22 protein-coding genes are annotated in these 23,041 nt (G+C 46.3%); 14 read left to right on the top strand and 8 right to left on the bottom strand.

The genetic code is table 11. The features are described 5' to 3' along the window. Positions 1-120: 120 nt before the first annotated feature. From pckA to hslR, 3 genes are all read right to left on the bottom strand, one after another. Complete coding sequence (pckA, locus tag QWZ07_RS22765) at positions 121-1,746, bottom strand: phosphoenolpyruvate carboxykinase (ATP) (RefSeq protein WP_192853255.1); 1,626 nt, start codon at positions 1,744-1,746, stop codon at positions 121-123. A 337-nt stretch (positions 1,747-2,083) separates the two neighbouring features. Continuing rightward, on the bottom strand, positions 2,084-2,977 hold the full coding sequence (gene hslO / locus QWZ07_RS22770) for an Hsp33 family molecular chaperone HslO (protein WP_123302158.1): 894 nt from the start codon (positions 2,975-2,977) through the stop codon (positions 2,084-2,086). 18 nt (positions 2,978-2,995) lie between these two features. Continuing rightward, a complete protein-coding gene (gene hslR, locus QWZ07_RS22775) occupies positions 2,996-3,382 on the bottom strand; it encodes a ribosome-associated heat shock protein Hsp15 (protein WP_004735595.1) in 387 nt (128 codons plus the stop codon). Positions 3,383-3,699: 317 nt separating this feature from the next. Here hslR and gspC point away from each other — a divergent pair, with 317 nt between their 5' ends. The 12 genes from gspC (at position 3,700) to QWZ07_RS22835 (ending at position 15,253) form a co-directional block, all read left to right on the top strand. Next, positions 3,700-4,596 (top strand): type II secretion system protein GspC, encoded by an 897-nt coding sequence (gene gspC, locus QWZ07_RS22780; protein ID WP_065106058.1) that lies wholly within the window; start codon positions 3,700-3,702, stop codon positions 4,594-4,596. Positions 4,597-4,637: 41 nt separating this feature from the next. Next, positions 4,638-6,662 carry a type II secretion system secretin GspD gene (gene gspD / locus QWZ07_RS22785; protein ID WP_017109211.1) on the top strand — a complete coding sequence of 675 codons (2,025 nt, stop codon included), beginning with the start codon at positions 4,638-4,640 and terminating at the stop codon, positions 6,660-6,662. Next, positions 6,662-8,164, top strand: a complete 1,503-nt coding sequence (gene gspE, locus QWZ07_RS22790; protein ID WP_076667664.1) for a type II secretion system ATPase GspE — start codon at positions 6,662-6,664, stop codon at positions 8,162-8,164. The genes gspD and gspE overlap by 1 nt, the downstream gene beginning before the upstream one ends. A gap of 1 nt (position 8,165) precedes the next feature. Then, a complete protein-coding gene (gspF, locus tag QWZ07_RS22795; RefSeq protein ID WP_065106059.1) occupies positions 8,166-9,386 on the top strand; it encodes a type II secretion system inner membrane protein GspF in 1,221 nt (406 codons plus the stop codon). Positions 9,387-9,474: 88 nt separating this feature from the next. After that, positions 9,475-9,918, top strand: a complete 444-nt coding sequence (gspG, locus tag QWZ07_RS22800) for a type II secretion system major pseudopilin GspG (protein ID WP_004735601.1) — start codon at positions 9,475-9,477, stop codon at positions 9,916-9,918. Positions 9,919-10,014: 96 nt separating this feature from the next. Beyond that, positions 10,015-10,608: a type II secretion system minor pseudopilin GspH gene (gene gspH, locus QWZ07_RS22805; RefSeq protein WP_102343936.1), complete on the top strand. Its 594-nt coding sequence runs from the start codon at positions 10,015-10,017 to the stop codon at positions 10,606-10,608. After that, positions 10,595-10,978, top strand: coding sequence for a type II secretion system minor pseudopilin GspI (gspI, locus tag QWZ07_RS22810; protein WP_102311765.1), 384 nt, complete (start codon positions 10,595-10,597; stop codon positions 10,976-10,978). The genes gspH and gspI overlap by 14 nt, the downstream gene beginning before the upstream one ends. Further along, positions 10,965-11,732 carry a type II secretion system minor pseudopilin GspJ gene (gene gspJ / locus QWZ07_RS22815; protein WP_192853256.1) on the top strand — a complete coding sequence of 256 codons (768 nt, stop codon included), beginning with the start codon at positions 10,965-10,967 and terminating at the stop codon, positions 11,730-11,732. The genes gspI and gspJ overlap by 14 nt, the downstream gene beginning before the upstream one ends. Then, positions 11,716-12,765, top strand: coding sequence for a type II secretion system minor pseudopilin GspK (gene gspK, locus QWZ07_RS22820; protein WP_192853257.1), 1,050 nt, complete (start codon positions 11,716-11,718; stop codon positions 12,763-12,765). Before gspJ ends, gspK begins: the two co-directional genes overlap by 17 nt. Beyond that, the gene (gene gspL, locus QWZ07_RS22825; RefSeq protein WP_192853258.1) at positions 12,734-13,963 is read left to right on the top strand and encodes a type II secretion system protein GspL; all 1,230 of its coding nucleotides are present in this window, start codon (positions 12,734-12,736) and stop codon (positions 13,961-13,963) included. The genes gspK and gspL overlap by 32 nt, the downstream gene beginning before the upstream one ends. Positions 13,964-13,983: 20 nt before the next feature. Beyond that, positions 13,984-14,472, top strand: a complete 489-nt coding sequence (locus tag QWZ07_RS22830; protein WP_017086954.1) for a type II secretion system protein M — start codon at positions 13,984-13,986, stop codon at positions 14,470-14,472. Between the two features lies 1 nt (position 14,473). Further along, on the top strand, positions 14,474-15,253 hold the full coding sequence (locus tag QWZ07_RS22835; protein WP_102291904.1) for a type II secretion system protein N: 780 nt from the start codon (positions 14,474-14,476) through the stop codon (positions 15,251-15,253). Positions 15,254-15,381: 128 nt separating this feature from the next. Here the strand turns inward: QWZ07_RS22835 and cysQ are convergent, their stop codons facing one another. The 4 genes from cysQ to QWZ07_RS22855 form a co-directional block, all read right to left on the bottom strand. Next, entirely contained in the window at positions 15,382-16,209 is an 828-nt protein-coding gene (gene cysQ / locus QWZ07_RS22840; protein WP_192853259.1) for a 3'(2'),5'-bisphosphate nucleotidase CysQ, read from the bottom strand. Between the two features lie 36 nt (positions 16,210-16,245). Beyond that, entirely contained in the window at positions 16,246-16,797 is a 552-nt protein-coding gene (gene nudE, locus QWZ07_RS22845; protein ID WP_065106065.1) for an ADP compounds hydrolase NudE, read from the bottom strand. A gap of 313 nt (positions 16,798-17,110) precedes the next feature. Beyond that, positions 17,111-17,695 (bottom strand): Fe-S biogenesis protein NfuA, encoded by a 585-nt coding sequence (nfuA, locus tag QWZ07_RS22850; protein WP_009848013.1) that lies wholly within the window; start codon positions 17,693-17,695, stop codon positions 17,111-17,113. 109 nt (positions 17,696-17,804) lie between these two features. Then, positions 17,805-18,518 (bottom strand): ComF family protein, encoded by a 714-nt coding sequence (locus QWZ07_RS22855; RefSeq protein ID WP_192853260.1) that lies wholly within the window; start codon positions 18,516-18,518, stop codon positions 17,805-17,807. Between the two features lie 93 nt (positions 18,519-18,611). On the opposite strand from QWZ07_RS22855, the gene bioH reads away from it, so the two are divergent. After that, positions 18,612-19,388, top strand: coding sequence for a pimeloyl-ACP methyl ester esterase BioH (gene bioH, locus QWZ07_RS22860; RefSeq protein ID WP_192853261.1), 777 nt, complete (start codon positions 18,612-18,614; stop codon positions 19,386-19,388). A gap of 338 nt (positions 19,389-19,726) precedes the next feature. Further along, positions 19,727-20,200: a hypothetical protein gene (locus QWZ07_RS22865; protein WP_017107878.1), complete on the top strand. Its 474-nt coding sequence runs from the start codon at positions 19,727-19,729 to the stop codon at positions 20,198-20,200. Positions 20,201-20,452: 252 nt separating this feature from the next. Here QWZ07_RS22865 and QWZ07_RS22870 read toward each other — a convergent pair whose 3' ends face one another. Next, positions 20,453-22,783: a Tex family protein gene (locus tag QWZ07_RS22870; protein ID WP_192853262.1), complete on the bottom strand. Its 2,331-nt coding sequence runs from the start codon at positions 22,781-22,783 to the stop codon at positions 20,453-20,455. Positions 22,784-23,041 lie beyond the last annotated feature (258 nt).

The following is a 23,041-nucleotide window of genomic DNA, read 5'->3' on the forward strand; positions in this document are numbered from 1 at the left end:
CAGAGTGGAACAAAAAGGGTCAAGCATCAACAAAAAAGCCCCTCAAAAGAGGGGCTTGCTACAAAAATATCATTTTAAATTGGGCGTTCGCTTATGGCTAAGCCCGAGCAGATGGTTGGATTAGTCCAGTTGAGGACCAGCCGCAACCAGTGACTTACCTTCAGCGTTGTCAGTGTACTTATCAAAGTTGTTGATGAAGCGTTCTGCTAGATCTTTCGCTTTGCTTTCCCATTGTAGTGGGTCAGTGTACGTGTCGCGTGGGTCAAGAATCGCTGGGTCAACATCGTGCAACGCTAGCGGTACTTCTAGGTTAAACATAGGGATAACCTTAGTCTCAGCTTGGTCGATTGAGCCATCTAGGATAGCGTCGATGATGCCACGAGTATCTTGGATTGAGATACGTTTGCCTGTGCCATTCCAACCTGTGTTCACTAGGTAAGCTTCAGCGCCAGCCGCTTTCATACGCTTCACAAGTACTTCAGCGTACTGAGTTGGGTGAAGAGTTAGGAATGCCGCACCAAATGCCGCAGAGAACGTTGGTGTTGGTTCAGTAATACCACGCTCAGTGCCCGCTAGTTTCGCAGTGAAGCCAGATAGGAAGTGGTACTTCGTTTGCTCTGGAGTCAGTTTAGAAACGGGTGGTAGTACACCGAATGCATCAGCAGTTAGGAAGATAACCTTTTGAGCATGACCTGCTTTTGATACAGGCTTAACGATGTTGTCGATGTGGTGAATCGGGTAAGAAACACGAGTGTTCTCTGTTTTTGAACCGTCATCAAAATCGATAGAACCATCGCCACGAACCGTTACGTTTTCTAACAGTGCATCACGACGGATTGCATTGTAGATTTCAGGTTCTGCTTCTTTAGATAGACGAATGGTCTTCGCGTAACAACCGCCTTCAAAGTTGAAGATGCCATCGTCATCCCAACCGTGCTCATCATCACCGATTAGCTCACGCTTAGGATCCGTTGATAGGGTTGTTTTACCTGTGCCCGATAGACCGAAGAAAATCGCTACATCGCCTTCTTCACCGACGTTAGCACTACAGTGCATTGAAGCAATGCCTTGAAGAGGAAGTAGGTAGTTCATCATTGCGAACATGCCTTTCTTCATCTCACCGCCGTACCAAGTACCACCGATGATTTGAACGCGTTCTGTTAGGTTGAAAGCAACGAAGTTTTCAGAGTTTAGACCCTGCTTTTCCCAGTTAGGGTTAGTTGTTTTAGCACCGTTCATTACCACGAAATCAGGTTCGAACGTTGCTAGCTCTTCGTCTGTTGGACGAATGAACATGTTCTTAACGAAGTGCGCTTGCCACGCTACTTCAGTGATAATACGTACACTTAAGCGCGTATCAGGGTTAGCACCACAGTAACCGTCAATGACAAACAGGCGCTTGCCAGATAGCTGAGTTGTCACAAGCTCTTTAAGCTCATCCCATACTTCAGTTGTAATCGGTTTGTTGTCATTTTTGCCTTGATCTGACCACCACATGGTATCGCGCGTGGTGTCATCTTTAACAATGTACTTATCTTTTGGTGAGCGGCCAGTAAAGATACCAGTGTCAACCGCAACAGAGCCTAGTTCCGTTACTACGCCTTTTTCGTAGCCTTCCAAACCTGGCAGTGTCTCTTCAACGAATAACTGCTCGTAGCTAGGATTACGAAGAACTTCAGTAACGCCAGTCAGTCCGTGCTTAGTTAGATCAATTTGTGCAGCCTTAGTATGTTCCATAACGGTCATAGGTGCTCCTTGTAGGATATTTTGTAGGGATTTTGTATTAATTTTTTATTGTTATCTGCTCACCATGCTAGCAACGAGACTCTGGGGAAACAGGGATACAGCTCAAAAAGTATCCATATTAATCTTGGGGTTTTAAGCGTCTCGTCACATATTGGCCTAACTAGTCTATCCTGTACGCAAACCTTTGCGCTAGGGGCGAGAACATTATTAATTGATTAAAATTAAGCGGTGATTTTATTACGAGATGTTACGGGCTTTGCGCTATTTTGATCACAAAAAAGGCCAGCTGAGTGCTGACCTTTGTAGGGTAAATTACGTGTTTTTGGTACGCTGTAAATTAATGAACCGTATTGTCGCCTTTATCTGCTGCTTCTGCGTACAGTGCGTCAACGTCGTTCTTGTCAAACGAGTAGTTTGTGCCACAGTAATCGCAGTGAAGAGCCACACTTCCTTCAGTGCTGATGATGTCGTAGATCTCTTCTTGAGCAACAGTAATGATAGCCGCACCACTACGTTGACGAGAACAACCACAGAAGAACTCAACCGGTTGTGGGGTAAATACCTGAACCTTCTCTTGGTTGTATAGACGGTACAACAGGTCGTTCGCTTCTAGAGAGAACAACTCTTCATTTTTTACAGTGTCAGTTAACTGCTCTAGGTGTTCGAAGTCATCTGGCGTACCAGTACCGTCAGGCATAACCTGCAGAAGCATACCAGCAGCGTGTGCTTTGCCTTCATGTTCACCCGTGCGCAGCCATAGACGAGTCTTTAGCTGTTCAGAGTTTGCGAAGTAACCTTCAAGTACTTCAGCAAGCGTGTCACCTTCAAGACCAACGATGCCTTGGTAACGCTCACCTTTTTTAGGATCGATAGTGATCACTAGGTGGCCTTTACCTATCAGGTCGTGTAGGCCTGCGTCGTCAGCAATATCACCGTCAAAGCGAGCAACACCACGGATCTTCTGATCGTTATCGCCATTAATAACAGCGAGAGATACTGGGCCATCACCTTGCAGTTGCATCGTGATAGAGCCTTCAAACTTTAGAGTCGCCGTTAGTAGCGTCGTTGAAACCAGTAGCTCACCCAACAGCTTTTGCACTGGCGCTGGGTATTCCTTGCTAGAAATAATCTGTTGGTACGCTTCGTCCATTTGTACCAATTCACCACGTACTGATAGGTCTTCAAATAGGTAGCGATTTAAAACATTACTTGTAGACATTGGGTCTGCCATTTGGCTATTCCTTCTAGCTTATTGAGTCTTGAACTTGATGATGTCACGACGTTGCTTTTTGTCTGGGCGACGTTCTGGTGCTGGGCTATGAGCATTAAGTTTGCGCTGTTGTGCAAACTCTTCTCTTTTTGCCAAGCTTTCGGTGGTTTCTTCATAGAGTGTCTGAGCGACTGGCGCCCCGCCACGGTGTGCGGATATTTTCTCTATGGTGACCGTCTTTTCTTCATTACCTTGGCGCAGAGTAATTACTGCACCAAGTTCTACGATTTTGCTAGGTTTGCTGCGCTGACCATTATAGTGGACTTTGCCACCATCGACCATGTTGCGAGCAATTGAACGAGTCTTATAAAAGCGTGCTGCCCACAACCATTTATCGAGTCTGACAGCTTCATTAGTCGTTTTCATATAGGACAGTGCCTTTTCAGTTAGAAATGAATGCGGTTTAACTGTTAATCACAGTATGCAACTTATTTTATTTGATGACGCTTATCACATTTAGTAGAAGCTTATGTGGAGGCGACTGGCTTTTTTTTCAAGGAAGATTACAAAATAGCTCAGGTAATGCCGATTTATAGATTTGCTATGATATAGTTCAGGATCTTATGCTTTTAATAAGCTGGAACAGAATTTATGAACAAAAAAGCTGATAGTTTAGTAGGTTACAGCTTTATTCGTTATAGAAAGGGTTAGGGAACGTGAACTTTTTAGAGCTCAAACTTCGCATGGATAACTCTCCGGTGCTGAGCCGATTTTTAGAGAATGGATTTTTACTCCAGCAGAAACTGAGCCTTGTTCTTTGTTGTGTGTTAATCGCAGCTTCCGCATGGATTTTAGGACAGCTTGCATGGTTTATCGAACCTGCCGAGCAAACCGTTGTGCCTTGGAAAGCAACGGCTTCATCGTCTTCTGCTCCTCAATCGACTCTTGATATCTCTTCTTTGCAGCAGAGCAACTTTTTTGGCGCATATAACCCAACCAAGCCTGCTGTGGTTGAGCAGCAAGTTATTCAAGATGCTCCAAAAACGCGACTGAATCTGGTTTTGGTGGGTGCGGTTGCCAGCTCTAACCCCAAATTAAGCTTAGCTGTGATTGCGAATCGTGGCACACAAGCAACCTACGGAATTAACGAAGAGATCGAAGGCACGCGCGCTAAGTTAAAAGCGGTATTAGTCGATCGCGTGATTATCGATAACTCAGGCCGAGATGAAACCTTGATGCTTGAAGGTATTGAGTACAAGCGTCTGGCCGTTTCAGAACCGGCACCACCCCGTGCCTCTTCTTCTGTCCGTGGTAACAACCCAGCTTCTGCAGAAGAGAAGCTTGATGAAATTAAAGCGAAGATAATGAAAGATCCGCAACAAATCTTCCAATATGTTCGACTGTCTCAGGTGAAGCGTGACGATAAAGTGATCGGTTATCGTGTGAGCCCTGGCAAAGATTCAGAACTTTTTAACTCTGTTGGGCTCCAAAACGGAGATATTGCGACTCAGTTAAATGGACAAGACCTGACAGACCCTGCTGCTATGGGCAACATATTCCGTTCCATCTCAGAACTGACAGAGCTAAACCTGGTGGTCGAGAGAGATGGTCAACAACATGAAGTGTTTATTGAATTTTAAAACTTTGCGTCTAACGAAGGACGAAAGTGTAGGAGAAGTACGTGAAGCATTGGTTTAAGAAAAGTGCATGGTTATTGGCAGGAAGCTTAATCTGCACACCCGCAGCCATAGCGAGTGATTTTAGTGCCAGCTTTAAGGGCACTGACATTCAAGAGTTTATTAATATTGTTGGCCGCAACTTAGAGAAGACGATCATCGTTGACCCTTCGGTGCGCGGGAAAATTGATGTTCGTAGTTACGATGTGCTCAATGAAGAGCAATATTACAGCTTCTTCTTAAATGTTTTAGAAGTGTATGGCTACGCGGTGGTCGAAATGGACTCGGGTGTTCTTAAGATCATCAAAGCCAAAGATTCTAAAACGTCGGCAATTCCAGTTGTTGGAGACGGTGACACGATCAATGGCGACAATGTTGTCACACGCGTCGTGACCGTTCGTAATGTTTCAGTACGTGAACTTTCTCCTTTGCTTCGCCAGCTGAATGATAATGCGGGTGCGGGTAACGTTGTGCATTACGACCCTGCAAATATCATTCTAATTACTGGCCGTGCAGCCGTTGTTAATCGTTTAGCAGAGATCATCAAGCGTGTTGACCAAGCGGGTGATAAAGAGATCGAAGTCGTTGAGCTAAAGAATGCTTCTGCGGCAGAAATGGTGCGTATTGTCGATGCATTGAGCAAAACCACCGATGCGAAAAACACACCTGCATTTCTACAACCTAAATTAGTTGCCGATGAGCGTACCAATGCGATTCTTATCTCAGGCGACCCTAAGGTACGTAGCCGTTTAAGAAGGCTGATTGAACAGCTTGATGTTGAAATGGCAACCAAAGGCAACAACCAAGTAATTTACCTTAAATACGCAAAAGCCGAAGATTTAGTCGATGTGCTGAAAGGCGTGTCGGACAACCTGCAATCAGAAAAGCAGACATCAACCAAAGGCAGTTCATCGCAACGTAATCAAGTGATGATCTCTGCTCACAGTGACACCAACTCTTTAGTGATCACGGCTCAGCCAGACATTATGAATGCGCTACAAGATGTGATCGCACAGCTGGATATTCGTCGTGCTCAAGTATTGATTGAAGCTTTAATTGTCGAAATGGCAGAAGGTGACGGCATTAACCTTGGTGTGCAATGGGGTAACCTTGATACTGGTGCTGTGATTCAGTACGGCAACACAGGTGCATCGATTGGTGGTGTGATGGTTGGTTTAGAAGAAGCCAAAGACACTGAAACGACTACCGCAGTATATGATGACAATGGTGCCTTTGTACGTAATGAAACGACAACCGAATCAGGTGATTATTCAACGTTAGCTTCTGCACTTTCTGGCGTGAATGGTGCTGCTATGAGTGTCGTTATGGGCGATTGGACAGCGTTGATCAGTGCGGTAGCAACCGATTCAAACTCTAACATCCTATCTTCTCCGAGTATTACCGTGATGGATAACGGCGAGGCTTCATTCATTGTGGGTGAAGAGGTGCCTGTTCTAACCGGCTCTACAGCAGGCTCAAGCAACGATAACCCATTCCAAACGGTTGAACGTAAAGAAGTGGGTATCAAGCTGAAAGTCGTGCCACAAATCAATGAAGGCGACTCGGTTCAATTGCAAATAGAACAAGAAGTATCGAACGTATTAGGTGCAAACGGGGCTGTTGATGTTCGTTTTGCTAAGCGTCAGCTAAATACGTCAGTGATTGTTCAAGATGGTCAGATGCTGGTACTTGGTGGCTTGATTGATGAGCGCGCACTGGAAAGTGAATCCAAAGTACCATTCCTAGGCGACATCCCTGTTCTCGGACACCTGTTCAAATCAACCAGTACTCAGGTTGAGAAAAAGAATTTAATGGTCTTCATCAAACCAACCATTATTCGTGATGGTATGACAGCCGATGGTATCACTCAGCGTAAATACAACTTCATCCGTGCTGAGCAGCTGTATAAGTCAGAGCAAGGCCTGAAACTGATGGATGACGATAACATCCCGGTATTGCCTAAATTTGGTGCAGAGATGAATCACCCGGCTGAGATCCAAGCCTTCATCGATCAAATGGAAACAGAATAATGGCTCAATTGGTAGGGGCGGCAAGTACTTATCAGCGCTTGCCGTTTAGCTTTGCAAATCGCTACAAGATGGTGTTGGAGTATCAACATCCAGAGCGTGCACCGATACTTTATTATGTTGAGCCACTGAAATCGGCGGCGATCATTGAAGTAAGTCGTGTTGTGAAAAATGGTTTCACGCCACAAGCGATCGGCGCAGACGAATTTGATAAAAAACTGACGGACGCGTATCAGCGTGACTCGTCGGAAGCTCGTCAGCTAATGGAAGACATTGGTGCCGACAACGACGACTTTTTCTCTCTAGCAGAAGAGCTGCCTCAAGACGAAGACTTGCTTGAATCAGAAGACGATGCGCCAATCATCAAGTTAATCAACGCGATGCTGGGTGAGGCGATCAAAGAGGGTGCTTCGGATATTCATATCGAAACCTTCGAGAAGTCACTGTCTATCCGCTTCCGTATTGATGGTGTATTACGTGATGTTCTTGCGCCAAGCCGCAAACTGGCCCCGCTGTTGGTTTCACGTGTCAAGGTTATGGCTAAGCTGGATATTGCGGAAAAACGCGTGCCACAAGATGGTCGTATTTCTCTGCGTATTGGTGGCCGAGCGGTCGACGTGCGTGTTTCAACCATGCCGTCTTCGCACGGTGAACGTGTGGTAATGCGTCTGTTGGACAAAAACGCCACTCGCTTAGACTTGCACAGCTTAGGCATGACGGCAGAGAACCACGAGAACTTCCGTAAGCTGATTCAGCGCCCACACGGCATCATCTTGGTGACCGGCCCAACGGGTTCTGGTAAATCAACAACCTTGTATGCTGGTCTACAAGAGCTCAACAGCAATGAGCGAAATATCCTAACTGTTGAAGATCCAATCGAATTTGATATTGATGGTATTGGCCAAACACAAGTGAACCCTAAGGTTGATATGACCTTTGCGCGCGGTTTACGTGCGATTCTTCGTCAAGATCCCGATGTGGTTATGATTGGTGAGATCCGTGATTTGGAAACCGCCGAGATTGCAGTACAAGCTTCTTTGACGGGTCACTTGGTTATGTCGACTCTCCATACCAATACCGCGATAGGTGCGATTACGCGTCTACGTGATATGGGTATTGAACCTTTCTTGATCTCCTCTTCACTGCTCGGTGTTCTGGCGCAGCGCTTGGTTCGAACCTTGTGTAGCGAGTGTAAAGAACCGTACGAAGCTGACAAAGAACAGAAAAAGTTGTTTGGCCTGAAGAAGAAAGACAGCCTAACCCTTTATCATGCCAAAGGCTGTGACCACTGTAGCCACAAAGGTTACCGAGGTCGTACCGGTATTCATGAGCTATTGATGATTGATGATTCGGTACAAGAGTTGATTCACAGTGAGTCTGGAGAACAGGCCATTGAGAAGGCAATTCGTGGCACAACCCCAAGTATTCGCGATGATGGCTTGAGCAAAGTTCTGAAAGGGGTAACGTCCCTAGAAGAAGTGATGCGCGTGACCAAGGAAGTCTAGTATGGCGGCATTTGAATACAAAGCATTGGATGCCAAAGGCAAAAGCAAAAAAGGCTCTATTGAAGCAGATAATGCTCGTCAGGCTCGACAAAGAATAAAAGAACTTGGCTTGATGCCGGTTGAGATGACCGAGGCTAAAGCAAAAACAGCAAAAGGTGCTCAGCCGTCGACCAGCTTTAAACGCGGTATTAGTACACCTGATTTGGCTTTGATTACGCGTCAGATATCAACGCTAGTCCAATCTGGAATGCCGCTAGAAGAGTGCTTGAAAGCGGTAGCCGAGCAATCTGAAAAGCCACGTATTCGAACTATGTTGTTGGCAGTTCGCTCTAAGGTGACGGAAGGTTATTCGTTAGCGGACAGTCTGTCTGATTTCCCTCACATCTTCGATGAGCTGTTTAGAGCCATGGTCGCAGCTGGTGAGAAATCTGGCCACTTAGATGCGGTATTGGAACGACTGGCTGACTACGCTGAGAATCGTCAGAAAATGCGCTCTAAGCTGCTGCAAGCGATGATCTACCCAATCGTGCTGGTGGTGTTTGCGGTGACGATTGTTTCGTTCCTACTAGCAACGGTAGTGCCTAAGATCGTAGAGCCGATTATTCAGATGGGCCAAGAACTTCCTCAATCGACACAATTTTTATTAGCATCGAGTGAATTTATTCAGAATTGGGGTATCCAATTACTGTTGCTGACCCTTGGTGTGATTGTTCTTGTGAAGACCGCGCTGAAAAAGCCGGGCGTTCGTATGAGTTGGGATCGCAATCTATTGAGTATCCCGCTGATCGGCAAGATAGCGAAAGGGATCAATACCTCTCGCTTTGCACGAACACTTTCTATCTGTACATCGAGTGCGATTCCAATCCTTGAAGGGATGAAGGTCGCGGTTGATGTTATGTCGAATCACCATGTGAAACAGCAAGTATTACAGGCATCAGACAGCGTTCGAGAAGGCGCGAGCCTGCGTAAAGCGCTCGATCAAACCAAGCTCTTCCCACCGATGATGCTGCATATGATTGCCAGTGGTGAGCAGAGTGGTCAGTTGGAACAGATGCTGACAAGAGCGGCAGACAACCAAGACCAAAGCTTTGAGTCGACGGTTAATATCGCTCTAGGTATCTTTACCCCAGCCCTTATCGCGTTGATGGCAGGCTTAGTGCTGTTTATCGTGATGGCGACACTGATGCCAATGCTTGAAATGAACAATTTAATGAGTGGTTAACGTACTGCTCATCAGACGTTAGTTTTTGGATTATCGAGAAAAAGGACATCATTTCCCTTAACTCGCTATCTGTAATTTGGAGAAAATAATGAAAAATAAAATGAAAAAACAGTCAGGCTTTACTCTTTTGGAAGTCATGGTTGTTGTCGTTATCCTTGGTGTTTTAGCAAGCTTTGTTGTACCTAACCTTTTAGGCAACAAAGAGAAAGCGGATCAACAAAAAGCCATTACGGATATCGTGGCGCTAGAAAACGCGTTAGATATGTATAAGTTGGATAACAGCGTTTACCCAACGACGGATCAAGGTCTTGATGGATTGGTGACAAAACCAAGCAGTCCAGAGCCTCGTAACTACCGTGACGGTGGCTACATCAAGCGTCTACCAAACGACCCTTGGGGCAATGAGTACCAATACCTAAGCCCTGGTGACAACGGTACGATTGATATCTTCACTCTTGGCGCTGATGGTCAAGAAGGCGGTGAAGGTATCGCTGCGGATATCGGTAACTGGAACATGCAGGATTTCCAATAAGCTTCGGCTTGTTGCTTGATTCGTTCCTGTTGGTTGATAAGTTATTGAGCTTGATACGTTATTGATGGTAGGACGTAAACAGATGGAGTCTACAAGGTGAAAACTAAGCAAACACAGCCAGGTTTCACCTTGATTGAGATTCTCTTGGTGTTGGTACTACTGTCAGTAACGGCGGTCGCGGTGATTTCGACCATTCCTACCAACAGCAAAGATGTTGCCAAAAAATACGCTCAAAGCTTTTATCAGCGAATTCAGCTACTCAATGAAGAGGCTATTTTGAGTGGTTTAGATTTTGGTGTTCGTGTTGATGAAAAGAAATCGACTTACGTTTTGATGACTTTGAAGTCTGATGGTTGGCAAGAAACTGAGTTCGAAAAGATCCCCTCTTCAACTGAATTACCAGAAGACCTCGCACTGACACTGACACTCGGTGGCGGCGCGTGGGAAGACGACGATCGCCTTTTTAATCCGGGAAGCTTATTTGATGAAGATATGTTTGCGGATCTGGAAGAGGAAAAGAAGCCAAAGCCACCACAGATCTACATCTTGTCGAGTGCTGAAACGACACCGTTTACGCTTTCTTTCTACCCAAACACCGGTGATACCGTGCAAGATGGCTGGCGTATTCGAGTGTTAGATAATGGTGTGATTCGATTGCTAGAGCCGGGAGAAGAAGATGAAGAGGAATAACCGTTCTCGTGGTATGCCTCTTGGTTCTCGAGGAATGACTCTGCTTGAAGTATTAGTTGCGCTCGCTATCTTCGCTACAGCGGCGATCAGTGTGATTCGTGCCGTCACCCAGCACATTAATACACTCAGCTATCTAGAAGAAAAAACCTTCGCAGCAATGGTCGTTGATAATCAAATGGCCTTAGTGATGCTGCATCCTGAGAAGCTTAAAAAAGCGCAGGGCACGCAAGAGTTAGCGGGAAGAGAGTGGTTCTGGAAGGTGACTCCCATTGATACCAGCGATAATTTATTAAAGGCGTTTGATGTGAGTGCGGCAACCAGCAAGAAAGCGTCTCCAGTCGTTACGGTGCGAAGTTATGTGGTTAACTAAGAGCGTGTGGTCAACTAAGACCATGTCGCTAAATAAAAGCATGTCGGCAAATAAGCCTACGCCGCGTAAACCAGGTCTTTCTTCCAAAGGTAAAGGCTTTACCCTAATTGAAGTTTTGGTCTCGATCGCTATCTTTGCCACGTTAAGTATGGCGGCTTATCAGGTAGTGAATCAGGTTCAGCGCAGCAACGAGCTCTCAATTGAGCGCAGTGCTCGTTTAAATCAACTGCAACGTAGCTTAGTCATTTTAGATAATGATTTTCGCCAGATGGCGGTACGAAAATTTCGTACCAATGGTGAAGAAGCATCATCTAAGCTGATCTTAATGAAAGAGTATTTACTGGACTCCGACAGTGTTGGCATCATGTTTACTCGCCTAGGTTGGCACAACCCGCAGCAGCAGTTTCCTCGCGGAGAAGTAACGAAAGTTGGCTACCGCATCAAAGAAGAAACACTTGAGCGTGTATGGTGGCGTTACCCAGATACGCCTGCAGGGCAAGAAGGTGTGATTACCCCTTTGCTTGATGATGTCGAAAGTTTTGAAATCGAGTTTTATGACGGGAGTCGCTGGGGTAAAGAGTGGCAAACCGATAAGTCCCTGCCGAAAGCGGTGAGGCTCAAGCTGACACTGAAAGACTATGGTGAGATAGAGCGTGTTTATCTCACTCCCGGTGGCACCCTAGATCAGGCCGATGATGCTTCAAGTAATGACTCTTCAGGCAGTAGTGAGGGGAATAATGACTCATCGAACTAATAAGCGTATAGCGACAAGGTCAGCCTTGGGACGTAAACAACATGGTGTCGCGCTGATCATTATTCTGATGCTATTGGCGATCATGGCCACTATTGCTGGCAGCATGTCTGAACGTCTGTTTACTCAATTTAAACGTGTTGGTAACCAATTGAATTACCAGCAAGCTTACTGGTACAGCATTGGTGTGGAAGCGCTTGTGCAAGACGGCATTAGGCAAAGCTACAAAGACAGTGATACCGTAAACTTAAGCCAGCCGTGGGCGTTAGAAGAGCAAGTGTACCCGCTCGATTATGGCCAAGTTAAGGGTCGAATCGTTGACGCTCAGGCGTGTTTTAATCTTAATGCCTTGGCTGGGGTTACGACGACTTCAAGTAACCAGACACCTTATTTAATCACGGTTTGGCAAACCTTGTTGGAAAACCAAGATGTTGAGCCTTATCAGGCGGAGGTCATCGCAAATTCCAGCTGGGAGTTTGTAGATAGTGATACCCGAACCACCTCTTCGTCTGGCGTAGAAGACAGCACCTATGAAGCGATGAAGCCCTCTTATTTGGCGGCGAATGGCTTAATGGCGGATGAATCTGAGCTGCGAGCGGTTTATCAGGTCACTGGTGAAGTGATGAATAAGGTTCGCCCATTTGTTTGCGCTTTACCCACCGATGATTTCCGTTTGAATGTGAATACTCTCACGGAAAAGCAGGCGCCTTTATTGGAAGCGATGTTTGCCCCTGGTTTAAGTGAATCGGATGCCAAGCAGCTGATAGACAAACGCCCGTTTGATGGTTGGGATACGGTCGACGCATTTATGGCCGAACCTGCCATTGTTGGCGTGAGTGCCGAAGTCAGCAAGAAAGCGAAAGCATATTTAACTGTAGATAGCGCCTATTTTGAGCTAGATGCAGAGGTATTAGTTGAGCAGTCACGTGTACGTATACGGACGCTTTTCTATAGTAGTAATCGAGAAACAGTGACGGTAGTACGCCGTCGTTTTGGAGGAATCAGTGAGCGAGTTTCTGACCGTTCGACTGAGTAGCGAACCACAAAGCCCTGTGCAGTGGTTAGTTTGGTCGACAAGCCAACAAGAAGTGATAGCAAGTGGCGAACTGTCTAGCTGGGAACAGCTTGACGAGTTAACGCCTTACGCTGAAAAGCGCAGCTGTATCGCTTTATTGCCGGGAAATGAATGCTTAATTAAGCGTGTTGAGATCCCGAAAGGTGCTGCTCGCCAGTTCGACTCTATGTTGCCGTTTTTGTTAGAAGACGAAGTGGCACAAGATATCGAAGACTTACATCTGACTATTTTAGATAAAGACGCGAGTCACGCTACCGTGTGTGGTGTGGATCGTGAATGGCTAAAACACGCTTTAGAGCTGTTTCGCGAAGCCAATATTATCTTCCGTAAGGTGCTGCCAGATACACTAGCCGTGCCTTTTGAAGAACAGGGCATCAGTGCGTTGCAGATAGACCAGCATTGGTTATTGCGCCAAGGTCACTATCAAGCCGTATCGATTAGCGAAGCATGGTTACCGATGTTCCTGCAAAGTGACTGGGTTGTTGCTGGTGAGGAAGAGCAAGCGACGACAATTTTCAGCTACACCGCGATGCCGAGCGACGACGTTCAACAACAAAGTGGTGTGGAGTGGCAAGCTAAGCCTGCTGAATTGGTGATGTCTTTATTGAGTCAGCAAGCGATCACAAGCAGCGTGAATTTACTGACTGGCACCTTTAAAACCAAATCTTCATTCAGTAAATATTGGCGTGTTTGGCAGAAAGTGGCGATTGCTGCTTGTTTGCTGGTGGCCGTGATTGTGACTCAACAAGTATTGAAGGTTCAGCAGTATGAAGCGCAAGCCGAAGCTTACAGAGCCGAGAGTGAACGTATTTTTAGAGCTGTGCTGCCAGGTAAACAACGAATTCCGACAATAAGCTACCTTAAGCGTCAGATGAATGATGAAGCTAAGAAATACGGTGGCTCAGGCGAGGGTGACTCCTTACTCGGTTGGCTAGCATTGTTGCCTGAAACCTTAGGGCAAGTGAAGTCGATCGAAATTGAAAGCATTCGTTATGATGGTAACCGTTCTGAGGTTCGACTTCAGGCGAAAAGCTCTGACTTCCAACACTTTGAGACCGTAAGGGTGAAACTCGAAGAGAAGTTTGTCGTTGAGCAAGGGCCATTGAATCGCAATGGCGATGCCGTATTTGGCAGCTTTACTCTTAAACCCCATCAATAACCTGCGTAAGGAGATCAGTGATGAGAAATATGATTGAACCACTCCAAGCGTGGTGGACTTCAATAAGTCAAAGAGAGCAACGATTAGTTGTTGGTTGCTCAGTTTTATTGGTGTTGGGTGTCGTTTATTGGGGGTTATTACAGCCACTCAGTCAGCGAGCTGAACTTGCACAAAGTCGTATTCAAAGTGAGAAGCAGCTTCTTGCTTGGGTAACGGACAAAGCCAATCAAGTGGTTGAACTACGAGGCAGCGGTGGCATCAGTGCCAGTCAGCCTTTAAACCAATCAGTGCCTGCTTCTATGCGTCGGTTTAACATCGAGCTGATACGCGTGCAACCACGTGGTGAGATGCTGCAAGTATGGATTAAGCCTGTGCCATTTAATAAGTTCGTTGACTGGCTGACATACCTGAAAGAAAAGCAGGGTGTTGAGGTTGAGTTTATGGATATTGATCGCTCTGATAGCCCTGGGGTTATTGAGATCAACCGACTACAGTTTAAACGAGGTTAATGTGAAACGCGGTTTATCTTTCAAATATGGCCTGTTATTCAGCGTCATTTTTATCGTTTTTTTCTCGGTAAGCTTGTTGTTGCATTTGCCTGCCGCTTTTGCTCTCAAGCATGCGCCCGTCGTGCGTGGTTTAAGCATTGAAGGTGTTGAGGGTACAGTTTGGCAAGGTCGCGCTAACAATATTGCGTGGCAGCGTGTCAATTACGGCTCAGTGCAGTGGGACTTCCAGTTCTCTAAATTATTCCAAGCCAAAGCTGAGCTTGCGGTTCGCTTTGGCCGTAATAGCGACATGAATTTATCAGGTAAAGGACGCGTCGGGTACAGCATGAGCGGTGCTTACGCGGAAAACTTAGTCGCATCCATGCCAGCAAGAAACGTGATGAAATATGCGCCGGCTATCCCAGTGCCAGTGTCTATTGCAGGACAAGTTGAACTGACGATCAAACACGCAGTTCATGCTCAGCCTTGGTGCCAATCGGGCGAAGGTACGCTTGCTTGGTCTGGTGCAGCTGTCGACTCGCCAGTGGGTTCATTAGACCTCGGCCCTGTGATTGCGGATATTACCTGTGAAGACAACACTATTGCAGCTAAAGGCATCCAGAAGAGTGAGCAAGTGGACAGTGAGTTCTCTGCGAGCGTAACGCCAAATCAAAGCTACACCTCGGCGGCATGGTTTAAGCCAGGCGCTGAATTCCCATCAGCGATGCAGAGCCAGCTTAAGTGGTTGGGCAACCCTGACAGCCAGGGTAAATATCAGTTTACTTACCAAGGTCGTTTTTAACCCGGTATCGACTTCTGAGCTAGCATCCGCTGGTTATCAAATAACGAGATATAAAAAATGGGCACCTCAATGAGGTGCCCATTTTGTTTGAATGCTTAACTGGTTAACCACGATCAAAGCCGTCGAGTTTAGTCTTTACCTTGTAAGATATCTGCCCACGGCAAGTCGGCATCACCAAGAACAATGAAGTTTGGATTCTCTAGAGTATCCCTTTCATTGTAAGAGAGCGGCTCTAATTGAGTGCTCAGAATTCGACCGCCAGCTTCTTCAACAATGCACTGGGTTGCGGCGGTATCCCACTCTCCGGTTGGTCCAATACGTAGATAACAATCCACAGCGCCTTCTGCGACTAAACATGCCTTAAGCGCTGCTGAGCCAAGAGGAACCAAGTCGTAGTTCCAAGCAGAGCTCATACGACTAGTGATGCGGTTGATGTCTTGGCGACGGCTGATCGCCATTGCGATTGACTGGTTTGGCAGCTCGTGACGATGCGTTTTGATTTTCACGCTGTCATTAAGATCTGGGATCTTCCAAGCGCCTTTGCCACTGTAAGCATAATAGCTCACGCCTGAAACGGGTGCGTACACGACGCCCATTACCGGCTTGTTATGCTCAATTAAGGCAATAATTGTCGCGAAATCACCACTTCTTGCAATGAACTCCTGCGTACCATCCAGCGGGTCAACCAACCAGTAACGATCCCATTGAGAGCGTTGCTCTAGGCTGATGTCAGCGTCTTCTTCAGATAATACGGGAATATCAGGCGTCAATTCACTGAGTTTTTTTAATATCAGCTTATGTGCTGCAAGGTCAGCACTGGTTACGGGAGTGTCATCACTCTTGGTGAACTCTTCGTAATCCTTTTTCTCATAGATCTCTAAGATGAGCTGTCCAGCCGATCGAGCGATCTCAATGACTGGAGGGAGGAGGTGAGACAAATCTTTTGTTATTGGCATAAATATTCTCTTACTCTTCGAGCGAGCCTGAATGTTCTAATTATTGTTTAATACACGAAGGGCTAATAGTAGAGCTGTAATACTGCGAGCCTCACAGAAGTCGAGATGCGTTAACAGTTCTTCGGCTTGAGCAAGTGGCCAGCGGACAATGTCTAGTGGCTCTGGCTCATCACCTTCTAGCTTCTCTGGATAGAGTTCTTCTGCGATAAACAGCGTCATTTTGCTAGAGAAATAAGAGGGGGCGAGAATCACTTCTTTTAAAGGCGTGAGTTTATTAGCGCCAAAGCCAATCTCTTCTTTTAGTTCACGAACCGCGGCTTCATTTGGCTGTTCGCCGGGATCAATCAGTCCTTTTGGGAAGCCGAGCTCATAGCGTTCAGTACCCGCTGCGTATTCACGCACCAACAGAATATCGCCCTGCTCAGTAATCGGAACCATCATTACTGCGTTGCGGCCGCTAGGCTTCATGCGTTCGTAGGTACGCTCTACACCGTTGGAAAAGCGTAAATCGAGAGACTCGATAGAGAATAGTTTTGATTGAGCGACAGTTTGTTGAGCCAAAATTTCTGGCTTGGTCCTTTTTGTCATTGCGCTCGCTCCTTAGCTCATTGGAATTCTTTCTTATAAAGTCATTCTAATATAGGGGAAATAGAGTTGAGTTCCTAGATCCTAGTTTTCATATCCTGAAATTATTGAATCAGGAACCGATTGCGATCACTTGAATACCTTACTGCAAATGGTAACGGCTCGTTATTATTGGCATTGAATGAGAAATAGACGGTTCGGAAGTACTCTTGTTGTTTTAAACACAAAAAAAGGTTGATGCTTGCGCATCAACCTTTTCATTAAATCTTTAACTTTCTACTGGCTAAGACTGTATGAGTGCTTAGTCGTAAGGTGCTTAGTAGTAAGAATGCTCACCGCGATCGTGCTCAGTTGCATCACGAACGGCAGTCAATTCACCTTCGAATTGTTGAAGAAGTTCTTTCTCGATGCCTTCTTTAAGCGTTACATCAACCATAGAACAACCGTTACAACCGCCGCCGAATGCAACGATAGCTGCACCTTCTTCAGTGATCTCTACTAGGCTAACGTGACCGCCGTGGCCAGCAAGCTGTGGGTTCACTTGTGTTTGGATTGCATACTCAACACGTTCTATCAACGTTGCATCGTCTGATACTTTACGCATCTTCGCGTTTGGTGCTTTAAGTGTAAGTTGAGAGCCCATTTTGTCTGTAACGAAGTCAATTTCAGCTTCATCCAGGAATGGTAGGCTTAGCTCATCTACGTACGCAGAGAAAGCTTCAAAAGAAAGCTTTGTGTCAGACGCTTCGATAGCATCTGTTGGGCAGTAAGAAACACCACACTCAGCGTTTTGCGTACCTGGGTTTACCACGAACACACGAATGTTTGTACCTTCAGGCTGCTGTGACAGCAGATTGGCAAAATGAGTTTGAGCGGTTTCTGTAATAGTAATATTTGACACGACGAATACCTGAGTAGATTTGTAGGTTATTAGCGCCATTCTACTCCTGTCAGATTTGTAATTCAGCCCTTTTTTGTTGGATTGCTGTACAAGTAGTGATTCACACTATTTATCCAGAGGGCTCAGGAGTGCGGCAGATACAGTAAATATCAATCCTTTTCACGCCCACTTCAAGTAGTAATTGGCATAATTGATACACTGTACTGCCTGTGGTTACAACATCATCAATTATTGCAATATGAGGATAATCAGTCGCTTCAAAGTCGCGGTGAAGAAGCGTGAAAGCTCCGTTCAGGTTACGCAACCTTATAGATTTGGTTAACCCTTGTTGAGAAAGCGTGGCGCGATTTCGCCGAAACAATACATCACTTTTCACTCCTAATTCTTGAGCGGTATAGTTCGCCAATAACTGGCTTTGGTTAAAGCTGCGTTGAATGTATCGAGTCCAATGTAAAGGGACGCTGGCAATCAGCGGGGCTGGATGGTCAATGCGTGAGGCTAACAACTTCGACAGATCGCGAGCAAACCAAAACTTATCGGAATACTTCATCTGCTGAATATAGCGCGCGGTTGGGAAGGTGTAATCGCCCACACAATAAAGACGATGCCACGGTGGAGGTTTAGATAAACACTGACCACATTGTTCGACGGTAGTGAGAGTTTTTAAGCCACACCGCTGACAGCGCGGCACTGGCTCGAAGAGATTAAGACAATCATTACACCATCGCGGATGAGCATCATTGGGGGATTTATCCAATTTACACAGGTGACATTGAGGTGTGACCAGCCGTGGTGTGTGTTTTTGTAGCCAATCAGATAACATAGCTCGCAGTGCTTTTGGGTTGTGGTGTTCTTTTTACTCACCATACTGAAACGTACCCTTGATGGTGGATGAAATAAGTAGGGAATATTGAGAATGAGTGACACGTTATATTGGCATGTTTCAGGGCAAGGACCTGATTTGGTACTGGTTCACGGCTGGGGAATGAACGGTGCGGTATGGCAACAAACCGTGAATGCACTAGAAGCTGATTTTCGAGTACATGTGGTGGATTTGCCGGGGTATGGGCATAGCGCGCATTGTCACGCTCAAGATCTTGAAGATATTGCCCAACAACTTATCGCTGACGCACCTAAGCAGGCGATTTGGGTGGGTTGGTCGCTGGGGGGCTTGGTCGCGACACACATGGCTCTGCATCATTCCGATTACGTGAGCAAACTGGTGACTGTCGCCAGCTCCCCTAAATTCGCGGCCGAAAAAGAACCCGTATTATGGCGAGGTATTCAGCCAAACGTGTTAACCGCATTCACCGAGCAACTGGTTGAAGATTTTCAGACCACCATCGAACGCTTTATGGCGCTGCAAGCCATGGGCAGTCCTTCTGCAAGGCAAGATGTTAAACAACTCAAGCAAGCAGTGCTGTCTCGTCCGTTGCCGAACCCTGATTCTTTATTGGCTGGCTTAAAGATGCTGTCTGATGTCGACCTACGTGAACAATTACCGCAGATTTCAGTACCGATACTGCGTTTGTATGGTCGACTGGATGGTTTAGTGCCAATAAAAGTTGCCAAAGATTTGGGTGCTGCACTGCCTCATACCGAGCAATACATCTTTACTCAGTCCTCGCATGCGCCATTTATGACCGAAGCGGATGCCTTCTACAGTGAGTTGATTAGCTTCGCACAAAAATAATCGCTAAATTTATCGCTGACTTGGTCGATATATAACCTAATACCAATCACAGTAAGTAAGTGTTCAAAGATAGCGTAGGAAAAAGGTTTGAGAACAAGGCAGAGCTTTTTGATAAGTAGTTATTCTACAATCAAAAATTCTAACGCCGTTATCGAGCATTTTAACAAGCTAGGATGAGCAGTTATTTACTACGATTGGTATAACCAAAGCGTTGCATGATACTCAGACCTCACTCTCTCCTGAGCTGATTGCGGTAAGTTTTGGTCTATGCCTGTTGTGTAACTCAGCACAGCAGTGTTATGGCAATAGTGATGGGCGATTCTTGAGGAGAGTTCGCGATGATTGTGTCACCTGCAACTGCAGTAAGTGTGCCACTGATCGCCCCATCCGTTAATGTGCAAACAGAGCAAGTTGCGCGTGATAATAGAGTTCGAGAGCCTGTCGCTCCCGCAGTAGCATTGGCAAAAACCAATGCAGAACGAAAGGTAAAACCGGACGATAAACGAAGGCAGCAGTCGGCTTGGGATCCTTCAGACCATCCTGGTTATGAAATGGATAATGAGTCAGAAGCCAATTCGATTAGCCATGAAGAACCTCAAGATCCTTTTGATAGGTTATTCAGCTTGTTGGCACTGAAGACATACAGTGCCGACCAAGGAAAAGGCTATACCATGCGTTTTCGCCTGCCAAAGCATGTTTTAGATGCGGCGATCCAGGAGGGACAGATGGAGAAACGACGTAAGGTCATAAAATACCATTATGGTCATGCTGTTGCGCCTCATGCTCCATCAGAAATGCTGATTGTGTTGTAATTATACTCTTCATACTTGAAGCTGCAGCGTTGTTAAGTGCGTAAGTTCCCCCTAATCACATAGAACCCCTATGCTCATAGGGCTGAACTTACTTGTTGCCTAGCTGCAACTCCAATTATTTTGAGTATAAAATACTCAGAATACAGCTAAGCTTCGATGTCTCTTTTGAACACATAATAAAAAAACCTGCATACCCTAAGGGATGCAGGTTTTTTGTTTTAGGCGAATCAGTTTGCCAGATGCGCTAACGGATTATTTCTTCGCTTTAGCAAAGGCAGCAGCGAAAGCACCCCCCATCGCAGCGTTTTGTTGCGGCTCCTCACGACGGCGTTGTCCACCTTGTGAGTTTTGATTTGGTCGGTTTTGCGTACGAGGTGCACTTGAACGTTGCGCTCGATTATCTTGTCCAGGTTCATCTTTCATGCGCATGCTTAGTGCAATACGTTTACGCTGAACATCCACTTCCATCACTTTCACTTTCACGATATCACCGGCTTTCACCACTTCACGTGGGTCAGCGACAAAGCGATCGGTCAGTGCTGAAATGTGTACCAAGCCGTCTTGGTGAACACCAATATCTACGAACGCACCAAAGTTAGCCACGTTTGAAACCACACCTTCTAAGATCATGCCAGGTTCTAAGTCAGACATGCTATTTACGCCATCGGCGAACGTCGCAGTCTTGAACTCAGGACGAGGATCTCGACCCGGCTTATCCAGCTCTTTGATGATGTCGGTTACCGTCGGTACACCGAAGTTCTCATTGGTGTAATCAACCGCATGTAAACCACGTAAGAAGTCTGTATTGCCTACCAGAGACTTGATGTCTTTCTGGTTTTTCTCTGCGATGGTTTTTACCAATGGGTAAGCTTCTGGGTGAACCGATGATGCGTCTAGCGGGTTCTTACCATCCATGATACGCAGGAAGCCAGCACACTGTTCAAAGGCTTTTGGCCCTAAACGAGCGACTTTCTTCAAGGTAGTACGGGCTTCAAAGCGACCGTTTTCATCACGGAAATCCACGATGTTCTGAGCGATGGTGCTAGAAAGGCCTGCTACGCGAGTAAGTAGCGCGGCAGACGCGGTGTTCACATCAACACCTACGGCGTTTACACAGTCTTCGACAATCGCATCTAGGCGCTTAGCGAGCATAGTTTGGCTAACGTCGTGTTGGTATTGGCCCACACCGATCGATTTAGGGTCTATCTTCACTAGTTCTGCCAGTGGATCTTGTAGACGACGCGCAATAGACACCGCACCACGAATCGAGACATCCATATTCGGGAATTCTTTTGCCGCTAGCTCAGAAGCAGAATAAACCGATGCGCCCGCTTCGCTAACAATGATTTTCTGTGCTGTTAGGTTGCCACGCTTAATCACATCAGCAACAAAGCTGTCGGTTTCGCGTGAAGCCGTACCATTACCAATCGCAATCAAATCAACATTGAACTGGCGAACCATCTGCTCAACAACGTGTGCCGATTTGTCGTATTGCTTTTGAGGTGGGTGAGGGTAAATGGTCTCTGTTGCCAGAACCTTACCGGTTGAATCCACCACGGCGATTTTCGAACCAGTACGTAAACCTGGGTCCAAGCCCAAAGTTGCACGAGGACCAGCGGGTGCCGCCATCAGCAGGTCTTTAAGGTTGGTTGCGAACACTTCAATCGCTTCGATTTCACCGCGTTCTTTCATCGCGCCCATCAGCTCAGTTTCCATGTGCATAGAAACCTTGATACGCCACGCCCAGCTAATCACTTGCTTACGCCATGCATCTGCAGGTGCGCTGCTTAGGGTAATACCGTAGTGATCAGAGATGATGTTTTCGCAGTATGAACCGCGTACACCTTCTTCTTGTTCAGGGTCTGCATTCATTGCCAACGTTAAGAAGCCTTCATTACGGCCGCGCAACATGGCAAGGGCACGGTGAGAAGGCACTTTGTTGAGTGTTTCGTTGTGTTCGAAATAGTCTTTGAATTTCTCGCCTGCTTGCTCTTTTCCTGTCACGACACGTGAAACGAGTTCTGAGTTACGCGTTAGATGTTGGCGAATCTTTTCAAGTAGGTTTGCGTCTTCTGCAATACGCTCCATCACGATTGCACGTGCCCCATCGAGTGCGGCTTTAGTATCAGCAATGCCTTTATCGCTGCTGATGAAGTTAGCGGCTTCGGTTTCAGGATCGTGCTGTGGTTCATTCCATAGTGTATCGGCAAGTGGCTCTAAGCCTGCTTCGATTGCGATTTGACCTTTGGTACGACGCTTTGGTTTGTATGGCAGGTATAAATCTTCAAGGCGCGTCTTGCTGTCGGCTTGAGTGATATCACGCTCCAGTTCTGGCGTTAGCTTGCCTTGGTCTTGAATCGATTTCAGGATCGTTTGGCGACGATCGTCTAGTTCGCGAAGGTATGAAAGGCGACTATCAAGATTACGTAGTTGGGTATCGTCTAAGCCACCCGTGACTTCTTTACGGTAGCGGGCAATAAAGGGAACGGTATTACCGTCGTCAATTAGGTTTACTGCGGCGGTGACTTGCTCTGAACGAACATTCAGTTCTTCAGCAATCAGTCGACAGATAGCTTGGCTCATCCGATGAATCTCTTATTTAATATCATGACAAATACATGGGGGTGAGCGTACGCTTTTTCTAGCTTTGACTGTGTAATTATCCTGTCAGAAGTCCAATTTCCGTTTCTGATACCCACTTTGTGCGAGATCTCTCACACGTGGTGTGCGACTAAGTCACTTTAAATCGATGAAATCGTCTTAAAATAAACCTAAGTTGCTGATTTTATTTGGTTGTGTGTTTGTGGGCGTATTTCTTACCTGAAATGTTTTTTGAGACTG

The sequence above is a fragment of the Vibrio lentus genome, assembly GCF_030409755.1.
In the GTDB taxonomy this organism is placed as follows: Bacteria; Pseudomonadota; Gammaproteobacteria; order Enterobacterales; family Vibrionaceae; genus Vibrio; species Vibrio lentus.

What these genes read in the sequence shown, in the direction of transcription:
- QWZ07_RS22855 (WP_192853260.1), bottom strand. Translation starts at nt 18,518, where the DNA reads ATGTTATCTGATTGGCTACAAAAACACACACCACGGCTGGTCACACCT.
- hslO (WP_123302158.1), bottom strand. Translation starts at nt 2,977, where the DNA reads ATGGCAGACCCAATGTCTACAAGTAATGTTTTAAATCGCTACCTATTT.
- gspI (WP_102311765.1), top strand. Translation starts at nt 10,595, where the DNA reads ATGAAGAGGAATAACCGTTCTCGTGGTATGCCTCTTGGTTCTCGAGGA.
- QWZ07_RS22830 (WP_017086954.1), top strand. Translation starts at nt 13,984, where the DNA reads ATGAGAAATATGATTGAACCACTCCAAGCGTGGTGGACTTCAATAAGT.
- gspK (WP_192853257.1), top strand. Translation starts at nt 11,716, where the DNA reads ATGACTCATCGAACTAATAAGCGTATAGCGACAAGGTCAGCCTTGGGA.
- gspJ (WP_192853256.1), top strand. Translation starts at nt 10,965, where the DNA reads ATGTGGTTAACTAAGAGCGTGTGGTCAACTAAGACCATGTCGCTAAAT.
- gspF (WP_065106059.1), top strand. Translation starts at nt 8,166, where the DNA reads ATGGCGGCATTTGAATACAAAGCATTGGATGCCAAAGGCAAAAGCAAA.
- QWZ07_RS22865 (WP_017107878.1), top strand. Translation starts at nt 19,727, where the DNA reads ATGATTGTGTCACCTGCAACTGCAGTAAGTGTGCCACTGATCGCCCCA.
- gspG (WP_004735601.1), top strand. Translation starts at nt 9,475, where the DNA reads ATGAAAAATAAAATGAAAAAACAGTCAGGCTTTACTCTTTTGGAAGTC.
- pckA (WP_192853255.1), bottom strand. Translation starts at nt 1,746, where the DNA reads ATGACCGTTATGGAACATACTAAGGCTGCACAAATTGATCTAACTAAG.
- cysQ (WP_192853259.1), bottom strand. Translation starts at nt 16,209, where the DNA reads ATGCCAATAACAAAAGATTTGTCTCACCTCCTCCCTCCAGTCATTGAG.
- hslR (WP_004735595.1), bottom strand. Translation starts at nt 3,382, where the DNA reads ATGAAAACGACTAATGAAGCTGTCAGACTCGATAAATGGTTGTGGGCA.
- bioH (WP_192853261.1), top strand. Translation starts at nt 18,612, where the DNA reads ATGAGTGACACGTTATATTGGCATGTTTCAGGGCAAGGACCTGATTTG.
- nudE (WP_065106065.1), bottom strand. Translation starts at nt 16,797, where the DNA reads ATGACAAAAAGGACCAAGCCAGAAATTTTGGCTCAACAAACTGTCGCT.
- QWZ07_RS22870 (WP_192853262.1), bottom strand. Translation starts at nt 22,783, where the DNA reads ATGAGCCAAGCTATCTGTCGACTGATTGCTGAAGAACTGAATGTTCGT.
- gspE (WP_076667664.1), top strand. Translation starts at nt 6,662, where the DNA reads ATGGCTCAATTGGTAGGGGCGGCAAGTACTTATCAGCGCTTGCCGTTT.
- gspC (WP_065106058.1), top strand. Translation starts at nt 3,700, where the DNA reads ATGGATAACTCTCCGGTGCTGAGCCGATTTTTAGAGAATGGATTTTTA.